Below are 16,551 nucleotides of genomic sequence, written 5' to 3'. Positions count from 1 at the left end.
TAAATGAGAAATATATTCAAAAAACGAACAACAGATGAAAGAAATCTCTCATCTGTTGTTCGTTTTCAATAATTCTTAATCTATCACTGCTATTTTCATAATATTGCTGACTCCGGCAACATTTCCGGAAATATTCGGGGAAGGGATTCCTGCTGTCAGGACTACAGTGTCCCCAGTCTCTGCAATCTGTTTTGCTCTTACAAGATCTAACGCGCTGCTACAGATTTCATCTGTAGAATTTGCATTAATAGAGCAATACGGACGTACTCCCCAGTAAATCTGCATTCTGCGAAGTGTATCTTCGTTTGGTGATATACCGATAATCTCTGTCTTCGGTTTAAATTTGGATACAACTCTTGCAGTTGCTCCTGATACAGTTGGTGTAATAATACACGTTGCTTTCAGATTTCTTGCAGTTGTTACAGTTGCATATGCCAGAGCACTGGAAGCATTTCTCATTCTGTGCGCACCTGCTTTTTCCAGCATCTCTTTATAATCCAGATGCTGCTCCGTACTTTCTACAATGTGTACCATCATCTTCAGTGCTTCAACCGGATATTTTCCCTGTGCGGTCTCACCTGAAAGCATGACAGCGTCTGTTCCGTCGTAAACTGCGTTTGCCACATCTCCAACCTCTGCTCTTGTCGGACGTGGATTACGGATCATAGAATCCAGCATCTGAGTTGCTGTAATGACCGGCTTGTAATTATCATTACATTTCTGAATGATCAATTTCTGGAGATATGGAACTTCTTCTGCCGGGATTTCTACACCGAGATCTCCTCTGGCAACCATGATACCGTCTGCACAGCGGATAATCTCATCAATATTATCAATTCCCTCCGAATTCTCAATCTTTGCAATGATTGGAATATATGGTGCTCCGCATTTATTTAAGTAAGAACGGATTTCCAAAATACACTCAGCATTTCTTACAAATGATGCTGCAATAAAGTCAATTTTCTGCTCAACACCGAATTTCAGGTCTTCTTTATCCTTTTCTGTAATTGCCGGAAGTCTGACTGGAACATTCGGGACATTGACTCCCTTTCTCTCGCCAAGTTCACCACCATTAACGATTGTACAGATAATATCTGTCTCCGTCTTTTCTTTTACTTTAAGTCCGATCAGACCATCATCGATCAGAATCATGTTCCCGATCTGCACATCATCGACCAGACCTTTGTATGTCAGAGAAACTTTTGTTTCATCTCCTTCGATTTCTTCATTCGTCAGAGTGATTGTCTCGCCTTCTTTTAACAATACCTTCTTTCCGTCTTTCAAAACACCTGTACGGATTTCCGGTCCCTTTGTATCCAGAAGGATTGCCACTGGTTTCTTCTCTTCTTCGCGAATCTTCTTCAACATGTCCATACGGCCTTTTTGTTCTTCATGTGAGCCATGTGAAAAGTTAAATCTTGCGATATCCATGCCTTCTTTTACAAGCCGTCTCATGATATTCTCATCGTTTGAATTCGGTCCCATTGTGCAGACAATCTTTGTTTTCTTCATTCCTGTTCTCCTTTTGTTGTTCAATTTCTAAATTACATGTTTATGAGTAAATAAATGCTCCTGGCAATATTCATAATTTCCATTGCACTTGGAACAATATCTAAACTCCAGTTTTGGGTCATCCAGTTCGGTTCTTCCGCAGACTGCGCATCTATGTCTTGCACCGTCTTTATAGTAATTGACCGGGCGTGCCTTATGAACCTGTCTGTGAAAATCATTTTTGCGCTTCACCTGTGAAGGACGGTATGGTCTTACATTTCTTGAATTCAGGAAAAATATCAGGAAATTCAAGATTGAGACAACTGCCGCCAGTGCATTTGCTTTATAGTATATTCCATAGGCACTTCCTCCATACGCCGGGAGAAATGCCTGGATAACTGCCCAGATAAAATACGCTCCGTCCAGCCACGCCAGCCATTTGGCTTTCACCGGAATGATGAAATATAGCATGAACTGTGCATTCGGATTCATAGCTGCGTATACAAGGAATAACGACATGTTCAGATATCCTGTTCCAAGCGGCAATACAAGCCCTGTCAGTACATAGACCAAAATGGCAGCGATCACATGAAACAGAACTCCGGCAAAGAAGTAGAAGTTAAAACGGAAAGTCCCCCATGCCCGTTCCAGTTCTTTCCCGATAAAATAATAAAGAGATAATGCCACCAGCATCCAGATCAGACTGTATGACGGAGGCTGAATGATAAATGTAATGATCCTCCAGACCTGTCCGTGCAGAATTGCCTGTGCATTCAGGCAGAGATACTGTGCATAAAATGCCGGATTTATCAAGTAGAGCACATATCCGGCTCCATACATGATGATAATGTACAACATCAGATTCGGAACTGCATATCTTCCGATCTTTCGTTCCAGTTTGTCCATCCAATTCATATTGTCCTAACTCCTGTTAAAATTATTTTCACACATAGCCATTCTATCGTCTTGCTATTATTTTGTCAATCATACGCTCCCCAGCTTTCTGTAATTTTACATTTTTTACAATTTTTTATTCACATTTCATATTTCTTTTATGTTTCTTTTATGTTTCTTTTATGTTAAGAACACGATTTCTTAATTGTAATTTGGCGCAAACTGTCGTATAATATTTTAGTTATATTGGCAGATTACATTATAATAGGAAGAGATATCTGCCAAATGAATTTTAATCATATCTTTTTTAATAATAAACATTGAATAAGGAGTACATAAATTATGGTTCAAAACGACATTTACACTCTCGGTATTGACATCGGTTCTACTACAGTTAAGATTGCTGTATTAGATCAGGACAATGAAGTACTGTTCTCCGATTATGAAAGACATTTTGCCAATATCCAGGAGACTTTATCTGATCTTCTTGGTCGTGCCATTCATAAACTTGGTGCCATTCACGTCTCTCCGGTCATCACCGGATCTGGCGGACTGACACTTGCCAAGCATCTGGGGGTACCTTTCGTTCAGGAAGTCATAGCCGTATCCACGGCTCTTCAGGACTACGCTCCTCAGACCGATGTAGCTATTGAGCTCGGCGGTGAAGATGCTAAAATCATTTATTTTGAAGGCGGGAATATTGAACAACGTATGAATGGTGTCTGTGCCGGTGGTACAGGTTCTTTTATTGACCAGATGGCATCTCTTCTTCAGACAGACGCTTCCGGTCTTAACGAATACGCAAAGAATTACAAAGCACTTTACACTATTGCTGCAAGATGTGGTGTATTTGCAAAGACGGATATCCAGCCACTCATCAATGACGGTGCTGCAAGAGAAGATCTGGCTGCCTCCATTTTCCAGGCAGTTGTCAACCAGACTATCAGTGGTCTTGCATGCGGTAAACCTATTCGCGGACACGTTGCATTCCTTGGCGGACCTCTGCATTTTCTCTCCGAACTGCGTAAGGCATTTATCCGTACATTGAATCTGGATGATGAGCATATCATTGCCCCGAATCATTCCCATCTGTTTGCAGCCATTGGTTCTGCCCTGAACTCAAAAAAGGATCTGGACGTACCAATCCAGGAGATGCAAAAGCGCCTGGAAGGCAAGATTAAGATGGAATTTGAAGTTGACCGTATGGAACCTTTGTTTGCAAGTGAAGCTGACTTTCAAGAGTTTAAAAAGCGGCACGACAAGGATCAGGTTCCCATCAGAGATCTGGCTACCTATAAAGGAAAGGCTTTCCTTGGTATCGATGCCGGATCTACCACTACAAAGGCAGCTCTTGTCGGCGAAGACGGAACACTTTTATATTCCTTCTATCACAACAATGATGGAGATCCGCTTGGTACAACAATTACTGCGATCAAAGATATTTACAGCAAATTACCAGAGGATGTACAGATTGTACACTCCTGCTCTACCGGATATGGAGAAGCTCTGATCAAAGCAGCCCTTCTCCTTGACGAAGGTGAAGTAGAAACTGTCTCTCATTACTATGCTGCTTCTTTCTTTGAGCCGGATGTTGACTGTATTCTGGACATCGGCGGTCAGGATATGAAGTGTATCAAGATCAAGAATCAGACCGTTGACAGTGTACAGCTCAATGAGGCCTGTTCCTCCGGCTGTGGTTCATTTATTGAGACATTTGCAAAATCACTGAATTATTCTGTTGAAGATTTTGCCCACGAAGCTTTATTTGCAAGAAATCCAATCGACCTTGGAACACGTTGTACTGTATTTATGAACTCCAAGGTTAAACAGGCACAAAAAGAAGGTGCTGAGGTTGCTGATATCTCCGCAGGACTTGCATATTCTGTTATTAAGAATGCGTTATTCAAGGTCATCAAAGTTTCTGATGCATCGGAACTTGGAAAACATATCGTAGTTCAAGGTGGAACATTCTACAACAATGCTGTCCTTCGAAGTTTTGAGAAAATCGCAGGATGTGAGGCTATCCGTCCGGATATTGCCGGAATTATGGGCGCATTTGGTGCAGCTCTCATTGCACGTGAACGTTATGTAGAATGCGAAGGCACGACTATGCTCTCTATTGAGGACATTGAGGCCATGGAATATTCTACAACTATGACAAAATGTAAAGGATGTACAAATAACTGTCGTCTGACGATTAATCATTTCAGCGGCGGACGTAAGTTCATTACCGGAAATCGATGCGAACGCGGACTCGGAAAAGCAAAATCCGAGAATAAGCTGCCAAATTTATTTGAATACAAATTAAAACGTTATTTTGATTATGAACCATTGCCGGAAGGATCTGCAAAACGCGGTGTAATCGGAATCCCCCGTGTATTAAATATATACGAAAACTATCCGTTCTGGTTCACATTTTTCAATCAGCTTGGATTCTCTGTCAAACTCTCTCCTGCTTCTACAAGAAGCATTTATGAACTCGGTATTGAGTCCATTCCAAGTGAATCTGAATGCTACCCGGCAAAACTGGCTCACGGACATGTACAATGGCTGATCAACGAAGGTGTGAAACACATTTTCTACCCAAGCATTCCTTACGAGCGCAATGAATTTGCAGACTCTGACAACCATTACAACTGCCCGATTGTTACTTCTTATCCCGAAAATATCAAGAATAACATTGATGCCATTGTAAATGGAGAAGTTGATTTTATGCACCCATTCCTCTCTTTTGCCAGCGAGGATACGATCTCCTATCGCCTGGTGGAAGAACTTGGAAAGAAATTTGATATTTCCGATCAGGAGATCCAGTCTGCCGTCCATGCAGCATGGGAAGAACTTGCAGCATGCCGTGAAGATATGCGTCGAAAAGGGGAGGAAGTTATCAAATTCCTGGATGAGACCGGAAACAGAGGTATTGTACTGGCAGGACGTCCATATCACATTGACCCGGAGGTTAACCATGGCATTCCAGAACTGATTAATTCTTATAATATTGCTGTGCTGACTGAGGATTCCATCTCCCACTTAAATCCAGCTGAGCACCCACTCAACGTGATGGATCAGTGGATGTACCATTCCCGTCTGTATGCAGCGGCAAACTATGTAAAGACAAAAGACAATCTGGATCTGATTCAGCTCAACTCTTTCGGTTGCGGACTGGATGCAGTCACAACCGATCAGGTTGCGGATATTTTAAATCATTCAGATAAGATCTATACATCTCTGAAGATTGATGAAGTCAACAACTTAGGTGCTGCAAGGATCCGTGTCCGCTCTCTTCTGGCTGCTATCCGCGTCAGAGAACAGCGAAATGACAAACGTACGATTCATTCCGCAGCTATTGAAAAAGTATCTTTCACAAAGGAAATGCGCGAGAATTACACGATTCTCTGCCCACAGATGTCACCGATCCACTTCGAACTGATGGAGTCTGCATTTAAAGCTTCCGGATACAACATCGAAGTCCTTCCAAATGACAACAAACAGGCAGTAGATGTGGGGCTTAAATACGTTAACAATGATGCATGTTACCCGTCCCTTATGGTTGTCGGACAGATCATGGAGGCCATCCTTTCCGGCAAATATGATACACACAAGATTGCTGTCATCATCAGCCAGACCGGTGGTGGCTGCCGTGCTTCCAATTATATCGGATTTATCCGCCGTGCCCTAAAAAAAGCCGGTTACGAATATATTCCGGTTATTTCCATTAACTTAAGCGGGCTGGAAGAAAATCCTGGATTTAAGATCACACCCGCTCTCGTACTTCGTGGTATTTACAGCGTCGTATTTGGTGATATCTTTATGAAATGTGTGTATCGGTTAAGACCATACGAAGCTGTTGCGGGATCTGTGAATGCAATGCACAGAAAATGGGTGGAAGTATGTAAAGAGTTTGTCTCCTCCGGCTATCCCTCCAGACGAAAATTCAAGAAGTTATGCTGTCAGATCATCGAAGACTTTGACAATAATATCGAACTTTTAGATGTTAAAAAACCACGTGTCGGCATTGTCGGTGAGATTCTTGTCAAATTCCTTCCGGCAGCTAATAATCATCTGGTTGATCTGCTGGAAAGTGAAGGAGCTGAAGCTGTTGTCCCAGATCTTCTGGACTTCCTGCAGTACTGCTTCTACAATCAGAACTTCAAAGTAGAAAAGCTTGGATTTGCAAAATCAAAAGCAACTATTGCAAATTGGGGCATCAAGGTCATAGACTGGTTCCGCGCTCCGGCTACCGAAGCATTTAAGAAGAGCAAACATTTTAACCCGCCGGCAGATATCCGTGATCTCGGAAAGATGGCTTCTGACATTGTATCTCTTGGAAATCAGACTGGTGAAGGCTGGTTCCTGACCGGCGAAATGTTAGAGCTGATCCACAGCGGTGCACCAAATATCGTGTGTACGCAGCCATTTGCCTGCCTGCCAAACCATGTAGTGGGCAAGGGTGTTATTAAAGAGTTACGAAGACGCTACCCACAGTCAAATATCGTAGCGATTGACTTTGATCCGGGCGCAAGTGAAGTAAATCAGTTGAATCGAATTAAACTGATGCTTTCCACAGCAAACAAGAATTTAGAGGCGTAATTTATAATTTGTAGTGATACATAAAAAAGAATCCAGCTAGATGTGTTCCTGACACGAATGATTTCTGACATCTGCTGCGTCGTTTATTTCTCATATATTTTACAAACTCGTCCGTATGGACTCAGACAATGTAAAATATATGAGACTATACTCGCAGATGTATCAGAAATCACTCTACCGTCAGATAACATCACCTTGCTGGATTCTTTTTATTCACTAATATCACTACACTTTATAATTCCTTCGAAAAGCGAAAATCACCTTATAATTTTGTTCAAAATATAGAAAATCCAGGAAAATTATTATTTGGAGAAAGGTACTCTGGAGCGGTCGGTACTTAGGCGGTGTTTTTTAGCGCCTTATGTACCGCTACCAGCGGAAGGTAGCGCGAGCGTGCCTTTGACAAATAATAATTTTCTCTGGATTAATATTGGCGAATAAATTTTTATACGAATTGTAAAATGTCTTCTACATTTTCACGAATGTAATCCGCTCCGGCTTCTTCAAATTCTTTGCGGCTTCCAAATCCGTAGAGAATGCCGAGACAGTCAAGTCCATTTTCATGGGCGCCGATGACATCGTGTTCGCGGTCACCGATCATAAGTACTTTAGACTTGTCTGTAATATCATTTTTCTCAAGAGCATAGGTAATGACCTGAGCTTTTGTTCCTCTTCCACCGTCCATCTCCATACCTGCAACGCATGCAAAGTATTTAGTCAGATGAAAATGATCAATAATAATCTTTGCATATTTCTCTGGTTTTGATGTTGCAACAATTGCCTGCTTTCCGACTTCATTTATCTTCTTTAAAACTTCTTCTAATCCATCATAAACACGATTCTCATAGATGCCTTTATCATGATAATATTCCCGGTAATACTTTACTCCATCCAGACTCTGCTCTTTTGTAAAACCGTAAAATTTCTCAAAGGACTCTGTAAGCGGCGGACCGATAAATTTATATAATTTTGTCCGGTCTGTCTCTTCGATGCCGAACTTTTTCAATGCATACATGACTGAATTGGTGATTCCAAGAGCAGAATCTGTGATAGTTCCGTCCAGATCAAATAAAAATATCTCATATTTTTTGCTCATATTCCTGTACTCCTGTTATTTATACTTCTCTACAACATGAAAAGCTGATGTACTGCCCACAAGAAAAGAAGATGCGTCGGATAGTATATGTAAAAAAACCATTTTGACGCTTTCCCTGCATGATTAGATTTCTTTCCATTGTAGCAGAATAAAATGATGATTCCTGCCACAACCGGTCCGATACCTGAACACAATGCATGAATCAGCGCACTGCCCGTATTCATACTCTCTAAATTTGACAAATAATTAAATCCTGCAAATAAACAGGCTCCGATTCCAAATGATATTGCTGTTTTTATTCGATTTCCTTTACTTTTTGCAAATAAAATTGTAAAAACAGGAGCCAGTAATGCCCAGTCTGAATACAGGGATACAAAGATTAAAATTAATATTACAATCCATTTTTCCCATTTTAAAGTGGACATTTCCATAACCTTAAGAATCAGGAAACACAAAAATAAGGTACACAGCATATTCATCTGGACCATGCCAAATGCCAGACAAAATGGTATGAATGATATCACACCGAACAGCAGCAGCCGCTCCCCATATTTTTTCTTATCATGGGTATAACCGTAACCTTCCACTAGAAAATAGCACATCGTAATTGCAGTAAAATACCCAATGTCGATCATAACCTCAAATAGTAACGTTCCCGGTGTCAGAAATATATTTGCAATATGGTTGCATGTCATGGTAATGATTGCAAGAAATTTAATTTGATCTCGATTCATGTTCTGCCCCTTACAATTTTTCACCGACTATTTCACTAAAAGGCTCTTTCCGGTCATCTCTGCCGGCTGTTTCATTCCCATTAATTCAATCAATGTCGGAGCAATATCTGCAAGGCATCCGCCTTCTCTTAATTTATATGCAGGATCTGCATTTACAAGAATAAATGGAACCGGATTTGTTGTATGAGCAGTGAATGGTTCGCCTGACTCATAGTCGATCAACTGTTCTGCATTTCCATGGTCTGCACAGATAAACATCTGTCCATCTACCTTCTTAATTGCTTCAACTGTTTTTCCTACACACTCATCAACCGCCTCAATAGCCTTGATTGCCGCTCCTTCTACGCCAGTATGTCCGACCATATCCGGGTTTGCAAAGTTGATGATAATCACATCATATTTATCAGATTCAATTGCTTCAACTAATTTGTCACATACTTCATAAGCACTCATTTCCGGTTTCAGATCATAAGTTGCCACCTTCGGAGATTTCACAAGGATTCTATCCTCGCCCTCATTCGGCTCCTCAACTCCACCGTTAAAGAAGAATGTCACATGTGCATATTTCTCTGTCTCGGCGATACGTGCCTGTTTAAGTCCATTCTTTGCAAGGAATTCACCAAATGTATTGGTAATCTTTTCTTTTCCAAATGCCACAAGTTTATTTTCAATTGTCACATCGTACTCTGTAAAGCATACGAATGTTGTCTTAATTCTAACGCCTCTGTCAAAGCTTTCAAATTTATCATCGCAAAATGTTCTTGTAATTTCTCTCGCACGGTCTGGACGGAAATTAAAGAAGATGATGGAATCATTTTCTTTGACTGTTGCAAGCGCAGCTCCATCTTTTTCAACAACTGTTGGCAGAACAAACTCATCTGTTGTATCTTTATCATAAGATGCCTGGATTCCGGCTGGTCCGCTTGTTGCCTTTTCGCCTTCTCCGTATGCAATTGCACGGTGTGCCTTTTCTACACGATCCCAGCGATTATCACGATCCATCGCATAATACCGTCCCATAACAGACGCTACTTCACCAACACCTATTTCTTTCATCTTAGCTTCTAACTGCTCTACATACTCTTTTCCTGATGCCGGTGGTGTATCACGTCCATCCAGGAAGCAGTGTACATAAACTTTCTTAAGTCCCTGTCTTTTTGCCAACTCAAGAAGTCCGAAAATGTGCTCAATATGGCTGTGTACTCCTCCATCTGATACAAGTCCCATCAAATGAAGTGCAGAATCATTTTTCTTTACATTTTCACACGCAGCAAGCAGTGCTTTGTTCTCAAAGAAATCTCCATCCTGAATAGATTTTGTGATTTTTGTCAATTCCTGGTACACAATACGTCCGGCCCCCATATTCAGATGTCCGACTTCAGAGTTTCCCATCTGTCCATCAGGAAGTCCGACAGCTAGTCCGCTTGCATATCCTTTTACAAATGGATACTCTGCCATTAACTTATCCACAACCGGAGTCTTTGCTTCAGCTACAGCATTTCCTTTCTGATTATTATTTAAACCGTAACCATCTAAAATCATAAGAACTGTTGGTCTCTTGCTCATTATTCTTCTCCTTCTTTCTTCATAAGTCTGTCAAGCCATGTATCAACAAGTGAAATCCAGCTTGTACATTCCTCCTGTACACCCCTGCCATCCAGACATTCTACCAGTTCATTGGCAAGGCTGAGTCCATGAATCCCTTCCGGATACACATGCAGCTCCACCGAAATGCCTGCTTTCCATAATGCCATGGCAAGCAGCAGAGAATTCGGCAGCGGTACTGTCTGATCTGTTGCTGTATGCCAGATAAAACAAGGCGGCATGGAATCTGTAATCTGATGATCCAAAGATAAGTTCCAAGCCTCTTCCTCTACTGTATCTCCAAGAAGATTCTGGAAGCTTGGCGTATGCGCATATTTCGGATCCGATGTGATAACCGGATAACAGAGGATCAGGCCTCTTGGCTTTAACATCTCTCTTTGCATACCACTTTTCTCCACCAAAAACTCGCGTTTCCAAAATGCACAGTAATTAGCCGCCAGATGTCCTCCTGCTGAAGCTCCCGCCAGTACAATTTTCTTTGTGTCAATATACCATTCTTTTGCATGTTCATGAATCTGTCTGACACTCTCTGTCACTTCCAAAAGCTGTGTCGGATAAAATGCCTCCTGTGACACAGAATACTGTAACACACATGCATGATAGCCCAGACTCAAAAAATGCATGGCAAGAGGTTCTCCTTCCCGGTAACTGACTTTGTGGTATCCGCCACCCGGACAAATCAGAATGATCGGCCGTTTCTGGATCTTCATCTCGTCCGGAAGTGTATCCAGTATATAAAACTGTGCTCGACTCGTCTTATCAGAACCTTCCACTTGAATTGGTATTTCTTTATATATCATAATACTATCCTCTAGCGCTGTTTATTTTCGTAAACGGATCATACCTTAAGACTCTTTGACGAGTCAGGGTAAAAATCGCAGGAAGTGTCTGCCGCCCCCTGCGATTCAAAATCTTACTTGTAATTTACAATTTTCCCGAAATCTGCTTTCAGAGATGCTCCACCTACAAGTCCTCCATCGATATCAGCCTGTGCGAACAATTCTGCTGCATTTCCAGCATTTACAGATCCTCCATACTGAATACGGATAGCTTCTGCTGTTGCCTCATCATAGATTTCAGCGATACATGCACGAATACCTGCGCATACTTCTTCAGCCTGCTCGGTTGTTGCTGTCTTACCTGTTCCAATTGCCCAGATTGGCTCGTAAGCGATAACTGCTGTTTTTGCCTGATCTGCTGTCACATTCTGGAATCCGACTTTCACCTGCTGGCGGATGAAATCCATTGTCACACCCTGCTCTCTCTGCTCCAGTGTCTCACCACAGCACATAATTGGTGTAATACCATGCTCAAATGCTTTCAGGATTTTCTTATTGACATCAGCATTTGTTTCACCAAAATACTCTCTTCTCTCAGAATGTCCAAGAACAACATATTTGACACCTGCATCTACTAACATAGCTGGTGAAATCTCGCCTGTGTAAGCCCCGCTCTCTTCAAAATACATATTCTCAGCGCCAACCTGAATGTTGGTCCCTTTTACTGCCTCAGCAACTGGAATAATATCAATTGCCGGTACACAGAACACTACATCTACTTCGTCATTTGCAACTAAAGGTTTTAACTCATTTACAAGAGCAACTGCCTCGCTTGGAGCTTTATTCATCTTCCAGTTACCTGCAACAATTTTTCTTCTTGCCATGATTTTATCTCCTAATTTGAAATTTATTGTTCAGTATTTTTCTGAAATTAATCAAAGAAAAACATTGGATACGAGTGTATACTTGGTTTTCGTCACTTATTTATCGTTAGCAGCTGCAACACCCGGTAATTCTTTTCCTTCCAGGAATTCCAGAGAAGCTCCGCCACCTGTGGAAATGTGTGTCATCTTGTCGCCATATCCAAGCTGGTTCACTGCTGCTGCGGAATCTCCACCACCGATGATTGTAACTGCATCTGTATCAGCAAGTGCTTTTGCAACTGCCTCTGTTCCATGTGCGAAGTTCGGCATCTCGAAGCAGCCCATTGGTCCGTTCCATACAACTGTCTTAGCATCTTTTACTGCGTCACAGAAAATTTTCTCTGTCTCAGGTCCAATATCAAGTCCCTGCCATCCGTCCGGAATCTCACCGCTTTTTACAACTTTTTTATTTGCTCCATTGGAGAAATCATCTGCAATGACTGTATCTACAGGAAGAAGAAGTTTTACACCTTTCTCCTGTGCTTTCTTTAACATGTCAAGTGCATACTGGCAGTAGTCAGCCTCAAGAAGTGAATTTCCAACTGTACCGCCCTGAGCTTTACTGAATGTGTAAGACATACCACCACCAATGATCAGTGTGTCAACTTTATCGATCAAGTTCTCAATTACAGAAATCTTGCTGGATACCTTTGCTCCACCGAGAATTGCTACAAACGGTCTCTTTGGATTGTTTACTGCATTTCCGAGAAAATCAATCTCTTTCTGCATTAAATATCCTACAACTGCTGTGTCCACATATTTTGTAATACCTACGTTAGAGCAGTGCGCACGGTGTGCTGTGCCAAATGCATCATTTACAAATACTTCGCAAAGAGAAGCAAGGTCTTTGCTGAAAGCATCTTCATTCTTTGTCTCTTCTGCTCTGTAACGTGTATTCTCAAGTAAGATGACATCTCCGTCTTTCATATTGGCTACTGCTGCTTTTGCGTTAGCTCCTACAACCTCAGGATCTGCTGCAAATTTTACTTCCTGTCCAAGAAGCTCTGAGAGTCGTACTGCAACTGGTGCAAGAGATAACTCCGGTACTGGCTGTCCCTTAGGTTTTCCAAGGTGTGAGCAAAGGATGATCTTTCCTCCGTCAGCAATCAGCTTTTTAATTGTAGGAAGTGCTGCAACAAGACGGTTCTCGTCTGTGATTTTTCCATCAATAAGTGGTACGTTAAAATCGCATCTTACAAGAACCTTTTTCCCTTTTACATTGATATCATCTACTGATTTTTTATTTAACATAACATTCTCTCCATTCTCAAAATGAATATACTCTGGCTTGTTCTGCCAAATGCTTTTTAAGCAATAAAATTATATTTCTATTACTTAAAAAGGATCCGGTCCATATTAGACCGGACCCTTTGTGAGTCTTTATGAAATACTCGAAATCTTATGCAAGCTCTGAGAAGTATTTGATTGTTCTTACCATCTGGCTTGTGTAAGAATTCTCGTTGTCATACCAGGAAACAACCTGAACCTGTGTTGTTCCGTTGTCAAGCGGCATAACCATTGTCTGTGTTGCATCGAACAGTGAACCATATCTCATTCCAACGATATCACTGGATACGATCTCATCTGTGTTGTATCCGAATGACTCATTAGAAGCTGCTTTCATAGCCTCATTGATCTGCTCTACTGTTACGTTACCCTCTACAACTGCTGTCAGGATTGTTGTTGATCCTGTAGGTGTTGGTACACGCTGTGCAGAACCGATGAGTTTTCCATTCAGCTCTGGAATAACAAGACCGATTGCTTTTGCAGCACCTGTGCTGTTTGGTACGATATTAACTGCTGCTGCACGAGATCTTCTTAAATCACCTTTTCTCTGTGGTCCATCAAGAGTCATCTGATCTCCTGTGTAAGCATGGATTGTGCTCATGATACCAGATTTGATCGGTGCAAGATCATTCAGTGCCTTAGCCATAGGTGCAAGACAGTTTGTTGTACAAGAAGCTGCAGAAATAACTGTATCCTCTGGTTTTAACTCATTGTGGTTTACATTATATACGATTGTTGGCAGGTCTTTTCCAGCTGGTGCGGAAATAACAACTTTTCTAGCTCCTGCTTTGATATGTGCCATGGATTTTTCTTTAGATGTATAGAATCCTGTACACTCCAGAACAACGTCTACACCGATTTCTCCCCATGGAAGTTCCTCAGCATTAGCTTTTGCGTAGATTTTGATCTCTTTTCCGTCAACAATGATAGAATCCTCTGTAGCCTCTACCTTATCAGCTAAAGCATATCTTCCCTGAGAAGAATCATACTTTAACAGGTGTGCAAGCATCTTAGGAGATGTCAGGTCGTTGATTGCAACTACCTCATATCCCTCTGCTCCAAACATCTGTCTGAAAGCTAAACGTCCAATACGTCCAAAACCATTAATCGCTACTTTTACTGCCATGATTAATTCCTCCTAAAGTTTTAAATTTAGTTCTTTGCATTTTATGCTGATCTCTTCAACAAAAGTTTGTTAAAGATTCATCAACCTCTTTCATTGTACTAAATAAAGTACAAAAATTCAAGTCTCTTTTCGAATTCTATCGAAGTGTCAAAAAAATCGGCTTTCTTTCCTTAAATTCTGTATAATATTTAAAATTACACCCTTTTAAAATATCACACGCCTTGTCAAATTCCCATGCAATATGCTCTGGCCGATGCCCATCTGCACCAACTGTAACAATTTCGCCTCCAAGCTCTCTGTAACGCTTCAGAATATCCGGATGCGGATGTGCGAAGGGCAGTCCATATTTGAGTCCTGCCATATTAAGCTCAAGTCCTTTGCCATGTTCGATCAGTTCTCTTAAAAGAGCATCTATCTCATCTGCAAACATCTTATACGAATATTCTTTTTCTTTGTTCTTACCATATCTTACCACATAATCCAGATGTCCCATAACATCAAAATCATGAAAATGTCTGATATCCTCCAGACTCTCCTCAAAGGTCATCCTGTATACTTGCGCATCAGTCTTTCCTTCAAACAGCTTTTCGGACGCCGGGTCTACGCCTTGAACCGAGTGGACCGATCCAATCACCATATCAAATGGATACTTTGGAACGAACCTGCTGTAATATTCTGCAAGATGCGGTCCGAGACCAAGTTCAACCCCTATCCGGACCTCTATCTGATCCCGATATTGTTCCCTTAGCCTTGTCATAGTTGTAAAATATTCATCTACATCAAAAATCTGCTCTCCCTCGCCCCACTGATCGTCATCTTTGTCATAATGATCTGTAAAGCAGATGGCTTTTAAACCCTTCTGGATGGAAGCTTCTATCATTTTCTTTGGACAGACCTCTGCATCATAAGAAAAGCTGCTGTGCATATGTGCATCTGTTTTCATAGAATCGTTCCTCCTCCAAGAACATATTCTCCATCATAAAGCACCAGTGCCTGTCCCGGTGTGATTGCACGTACCGGTTCATCGAATGTACATAAAATTTCGTCTTCTCCTGTACGTTCGACTGTACACCATGCACCTTTATGATTATAGCGGATCTTTCCCCACGCACGCTTCTTCCCATCAATGTCAGCAACCGACATGAAATTCACATGATTAGCACGTACATATCTGGACATGGATTCTTCATTGGTTCCCACAACTACTTCATTTGTCTCTGGACGGATCTCCAGTACAAATGCCGGATGTCCCAGAGATAATCCAAGGCCCTTTCTCTGCCCCACTGTATAATGTATGATTCCTTTATGCTGTCCTACAATCGTTCCATCGGAAGTCACGAAGTTCCCCGGTCGGATTGAACCTGCCGCAGTGTTTTCTTCTATATATGTGGCATAGTCTCCATCCGGAACAAAACATATATCCTGACTGTCTGGTTTATGAGCAACCAGAAGTCCGATATTCTCAGCCATCTTACGTACTTCGTCTTTGCTGTACTTTCCGACTGGCATCAGTGTTTTACTAAGCTGATCCTGTGTCAGATTATATAGCGCATAAGTCTGATCCTTCATGCTCGTCACGGAAGTCTTAATAGAATACCTTCCACTAGGAAGCCGTTCTACCTGTGCATAATGACCGGTCGCAATATAGTCTGCGCCAATCTCCATCGCTCTTGTAAGCAGAGACTCCCATTTTACATAACGGTTACAGGCAATACATGGATTCGGTGTCCTTCCATGCAAATAGTCATCGATAAAATAATCGATGACATATTTTTTAAATTCATTTTTAAAATTCATAACATAATAAGGAATGCCCAGACGGGCAGCTACCCGTCTTGCATCTTCCACAGCAGAAAGTCCACAGCATCCGCCTTCTTCCTGCTGCTTGAATTCATCTTCATCCTGCCAGATCTGCATGGTCACACCGATCACATCATATCCCTGCTCCTTTAAAAGCCAGGCAGCCACCGATGAATCCACACCACCGGACATTCCTACTACTACTTTTTTCTTCTCCATCACATCTACC

Annotated in this window: 12 protein-coding genes; 1 reads left to right on the top strand and 11 read right to left on the bottom strand. The window is 41.6% G+C overall.

Annotated elements, in window-relative coordinates:
* Positions 1-75 precede the first annotated feature (75 nt).
* Together pyk and G593_RS0100870 are read right to left on the bottom strand one after the other, a co-directional pair.
* On the bottom strand, positions 76-1,512 hold the full coding sequence (pyk, locus tag G593_RS0100875; RefSeq protein ID WP_029730437.1) for a pyruvate kinase: 1,437 nt from the start codon (positions 1,510-1,512) through the stop codon (positions 76-78).
* Between the two features lie 27 nt (positions 1,513-1,539).
* Entirely contained in the window at positions 1,540-2,406 is an 867-nt protein-coding gene (locus G593_RS0100870) for a rhomboid family intramembrane serine protease (protein WP_029730436.1), read from the bottom strand.
* Between the two features lie 321 nt (positions 2,407-2,727).
* On the opposite strand from G593_RS0100870, the gene G593_RS0100865 reads away from it, so the two are divergent.
* On the top strand, positions 2,728-6,972 hold the full coding sequence (locus G593_RS0100865) for a 2-hydroxyacyl-CoA dehydratase (RefSeq protein WP_029730435.1): 4,245 nt from the start codon (positions 2,728-2,730) through the stop codon (positions 6,970-6,972).
* A gap of 445 nt (positions 6,973-7,417) precedes the next feature.
* Here G593_RS0100865 and G593_RS0100860 read toward each other — a convergent pair whose 3' ends face one another.
* The 9 genes from G593_RS0100860 to mnmA form a co-directional block, all read right to left on the bottom strand.
* Complete coding sequence (locus G593_RS0100860; RefSeq protein ID WP_029730434.1) at positions 7,418-8,068, bottom strand: HAD family hydrolase; 651 nt, start codon at positions 8,066-8,068, stop codon at positions 7,418-7,420.
* A 29-nt stretch (positions 8,069-8,097) separates the two neighbouring features.
* Entirely contained in the window at positions 8,098-8,802 is a 705-nt protein-coding gene (locus G593_RS0100855; protein WP_029730433.1) for a TraX family protein, read from the bottom strand.
* 27 nt (positions 8,803-8,829) lie between these two features.
* On the bottom strand, positions 8,830-10,368 hold the full coding sequence (gene gpmI, locus G593_RS0100850) for a 2,3-bisphosphoglycerate-independent phosphoglycerate mutase (RefSeq protein WP_029730432.1): 1,539 nt from the start codon (positions 10,366-10,368) through the stop codon (positions 8,830-8,832).
* Positions 10,368-11,207: an alpha/beta hydrolase gene (locus G593_RS0100845; protein WP_029730431.1), complete on the bottom strand. Its 840-nt coding sequence runs from the start codon at positions 11,205-11,207 to the stop codon at positions 10,368-10,370. Before G593_RS0100845 ends, gpmI begins: the two co-directional genes overlap by 1 nt.
* Before the next feature lie 113 nt (positions 11,208-11,320).
* Entirely contained in the window at positions 11,321-12,070 is a 750-nt protein-coding gene (gene tpiA / locus G593_RS0100840) for a triose-phosphate isomerase (protein WP_029730430.1), read from the bottom strand.
* A gap of 96 nt (positions 12,071-12,166) precedes the next feature.
* Complete coding sequence (locus G593_RS0100835; protein WP_029730429.1) at positions 12,167-13,360, bottom strand: phosphoglycerate kinase; 1,194 nt, start codon at positions 13,358-13,360, stop codon at positions 12,167-12,169.
* A 148-nt stretch (positions 13,361-13,508) separates the two neighbouring features.
* On the bottom strand, positions 13,509-14,522 hold the full coding sequence (gene gap, locus G593_RS0100830) for a type I glyceraldehyde-3-phosphate dehydrogenase (RefSeq protein WP_005332543.1): 1,014 nt from the start codon (positions 14,520-14,522) through the stop codon (positions 13,509-13,511).
* Between the two features lie 136 nt (positions 14,523-14,658).
* Entirely contained in the window at positions 14,659-15,465 is an 807-nt protein-coding gene (locus G593_RS0100825) for a histidinol-phosphatase HisJ family protein (RefSeq protein ID WP_029730428.1), read from the bottom strand.
* Positions 15,462-16,541, bottom strand: coding sequence for a tRNA 2-thiouridine(34) synthase MnmA (mnmA, locus tag G593_RS0100820; RefSeq protein ID WP_029730427.1), 1,080 nt, complete (start codon positions 16,539-16,541; stop codon positions 15,462-15,464). The genes G593_RS0100825 and mnmA overlap by 4 nt, the downstream gene beginning before the upstream one ends.
* Between the last annotated feature and the right edge of the window lie 10 nt (positions 16,542-16,551).

Origin of the sequence: Dorea sp. AGR2135, from assembly GCF_000420885.1 — a bacterium.
GTDB classification, from domain to species: Bacteria; Bacillota; Clostridia; order Lachnospirales; family Lachnospiraceae; genus Dorea; species Dorea formicigenerans.
Note: the sequence above shows the minus strand (reverse complement) of the source record. Positions and strands in the feature narration are given on the sequence as shown.

What these genes read in the sequence shown, in the direction of transcription:
- G593_RS0100860 (WP_029730434.1), bottom strand. Translation starts at nt 8,068, where the DNA reads ATGAGCAAAAAATATGAGATATTTTTATTTGATCTGGACGGAACTATC.
- G593_RS0100835 (WP_029730429.1), bottom strand. Translation starts at nt 13,360, where the DNA reads ATGTTAAATAAAAAATCAGTAGATGATATCAATGTAAAAGGGAAAAAG.
- gpmI (WP_029730432.1), bottom strand. Translation starts at nt 10,368, where the DNA reads ATGAGCAAGAGACCAACAGTTCTTATGATTTTAGATGGTTACGGTTTA.
- tpiA (WP_029730430.1), bottom strand. Translation starts at nt 12,070, where the DNA reads ATGGCAAGAAGAAAAATTGTTGCAGGTAACTGGAAGATGAATAAAGCT.
- G593_RS0100845 (WP_029730431.1), bottom strand. Translation starts at nt 11,207, where the DNA reads ATGATATATAAAGAAATACCAATTCAAGTGGAAGGTTCTGATAAGACG.
- gap (WP_005332543.1), bottom strand. Translation starts at nt 14,522, where the DNA reads ATGGCAGTAAAAGTAGCGATTAATGGTTTTGGACGTATTGGACGTTTA.
- G593_RS0100825 (WP_029730428.1), bottom strand. Translation starts at nt 15,465, where the DNA reads ATGAAAACAGATGCACATATGCACAGCAGCTTTTCTTATGATGCAGAG.
- pyk (WP_029730437.1), bottom strand. Translation starts at nt 1,512, where the DNA reads ATGAAGAAAACAAAGATTGTCTGCACAATGGGACCGAATTCAAACGAT.
- G593_RS0100865 (WP_029730435.1), top strand. Translation starts at nt 2,728, where the DNA reads ATGGTTCAAAACGACATTTACACTCTCGGTATTGACATCGGTTCTACT.
- G593_RS0100855 (WP_029730433.1), bottom strand. Translation starts at nt 8,802, where the DNA reads ATGAATCGAGATCAAATTAAATTTCTTGCAATCATTACCATGACATGC.
- G593_RS0100870 (WP_029730436.1), bottom strand. Translation starts at nt 2,406, where the DNA reads ATGAATTGGATGGACAAACTGGAACGAAAGATCGGAAGATATGCAGTT.
- mnmA (WP_029730427.1), bottom strand. Translation starts at nt 16,541, where the DNA reads ATGGAGAAGAAAAAAGTAGTAGTAGGAATGTCCGGTGGTGTGGATTCA.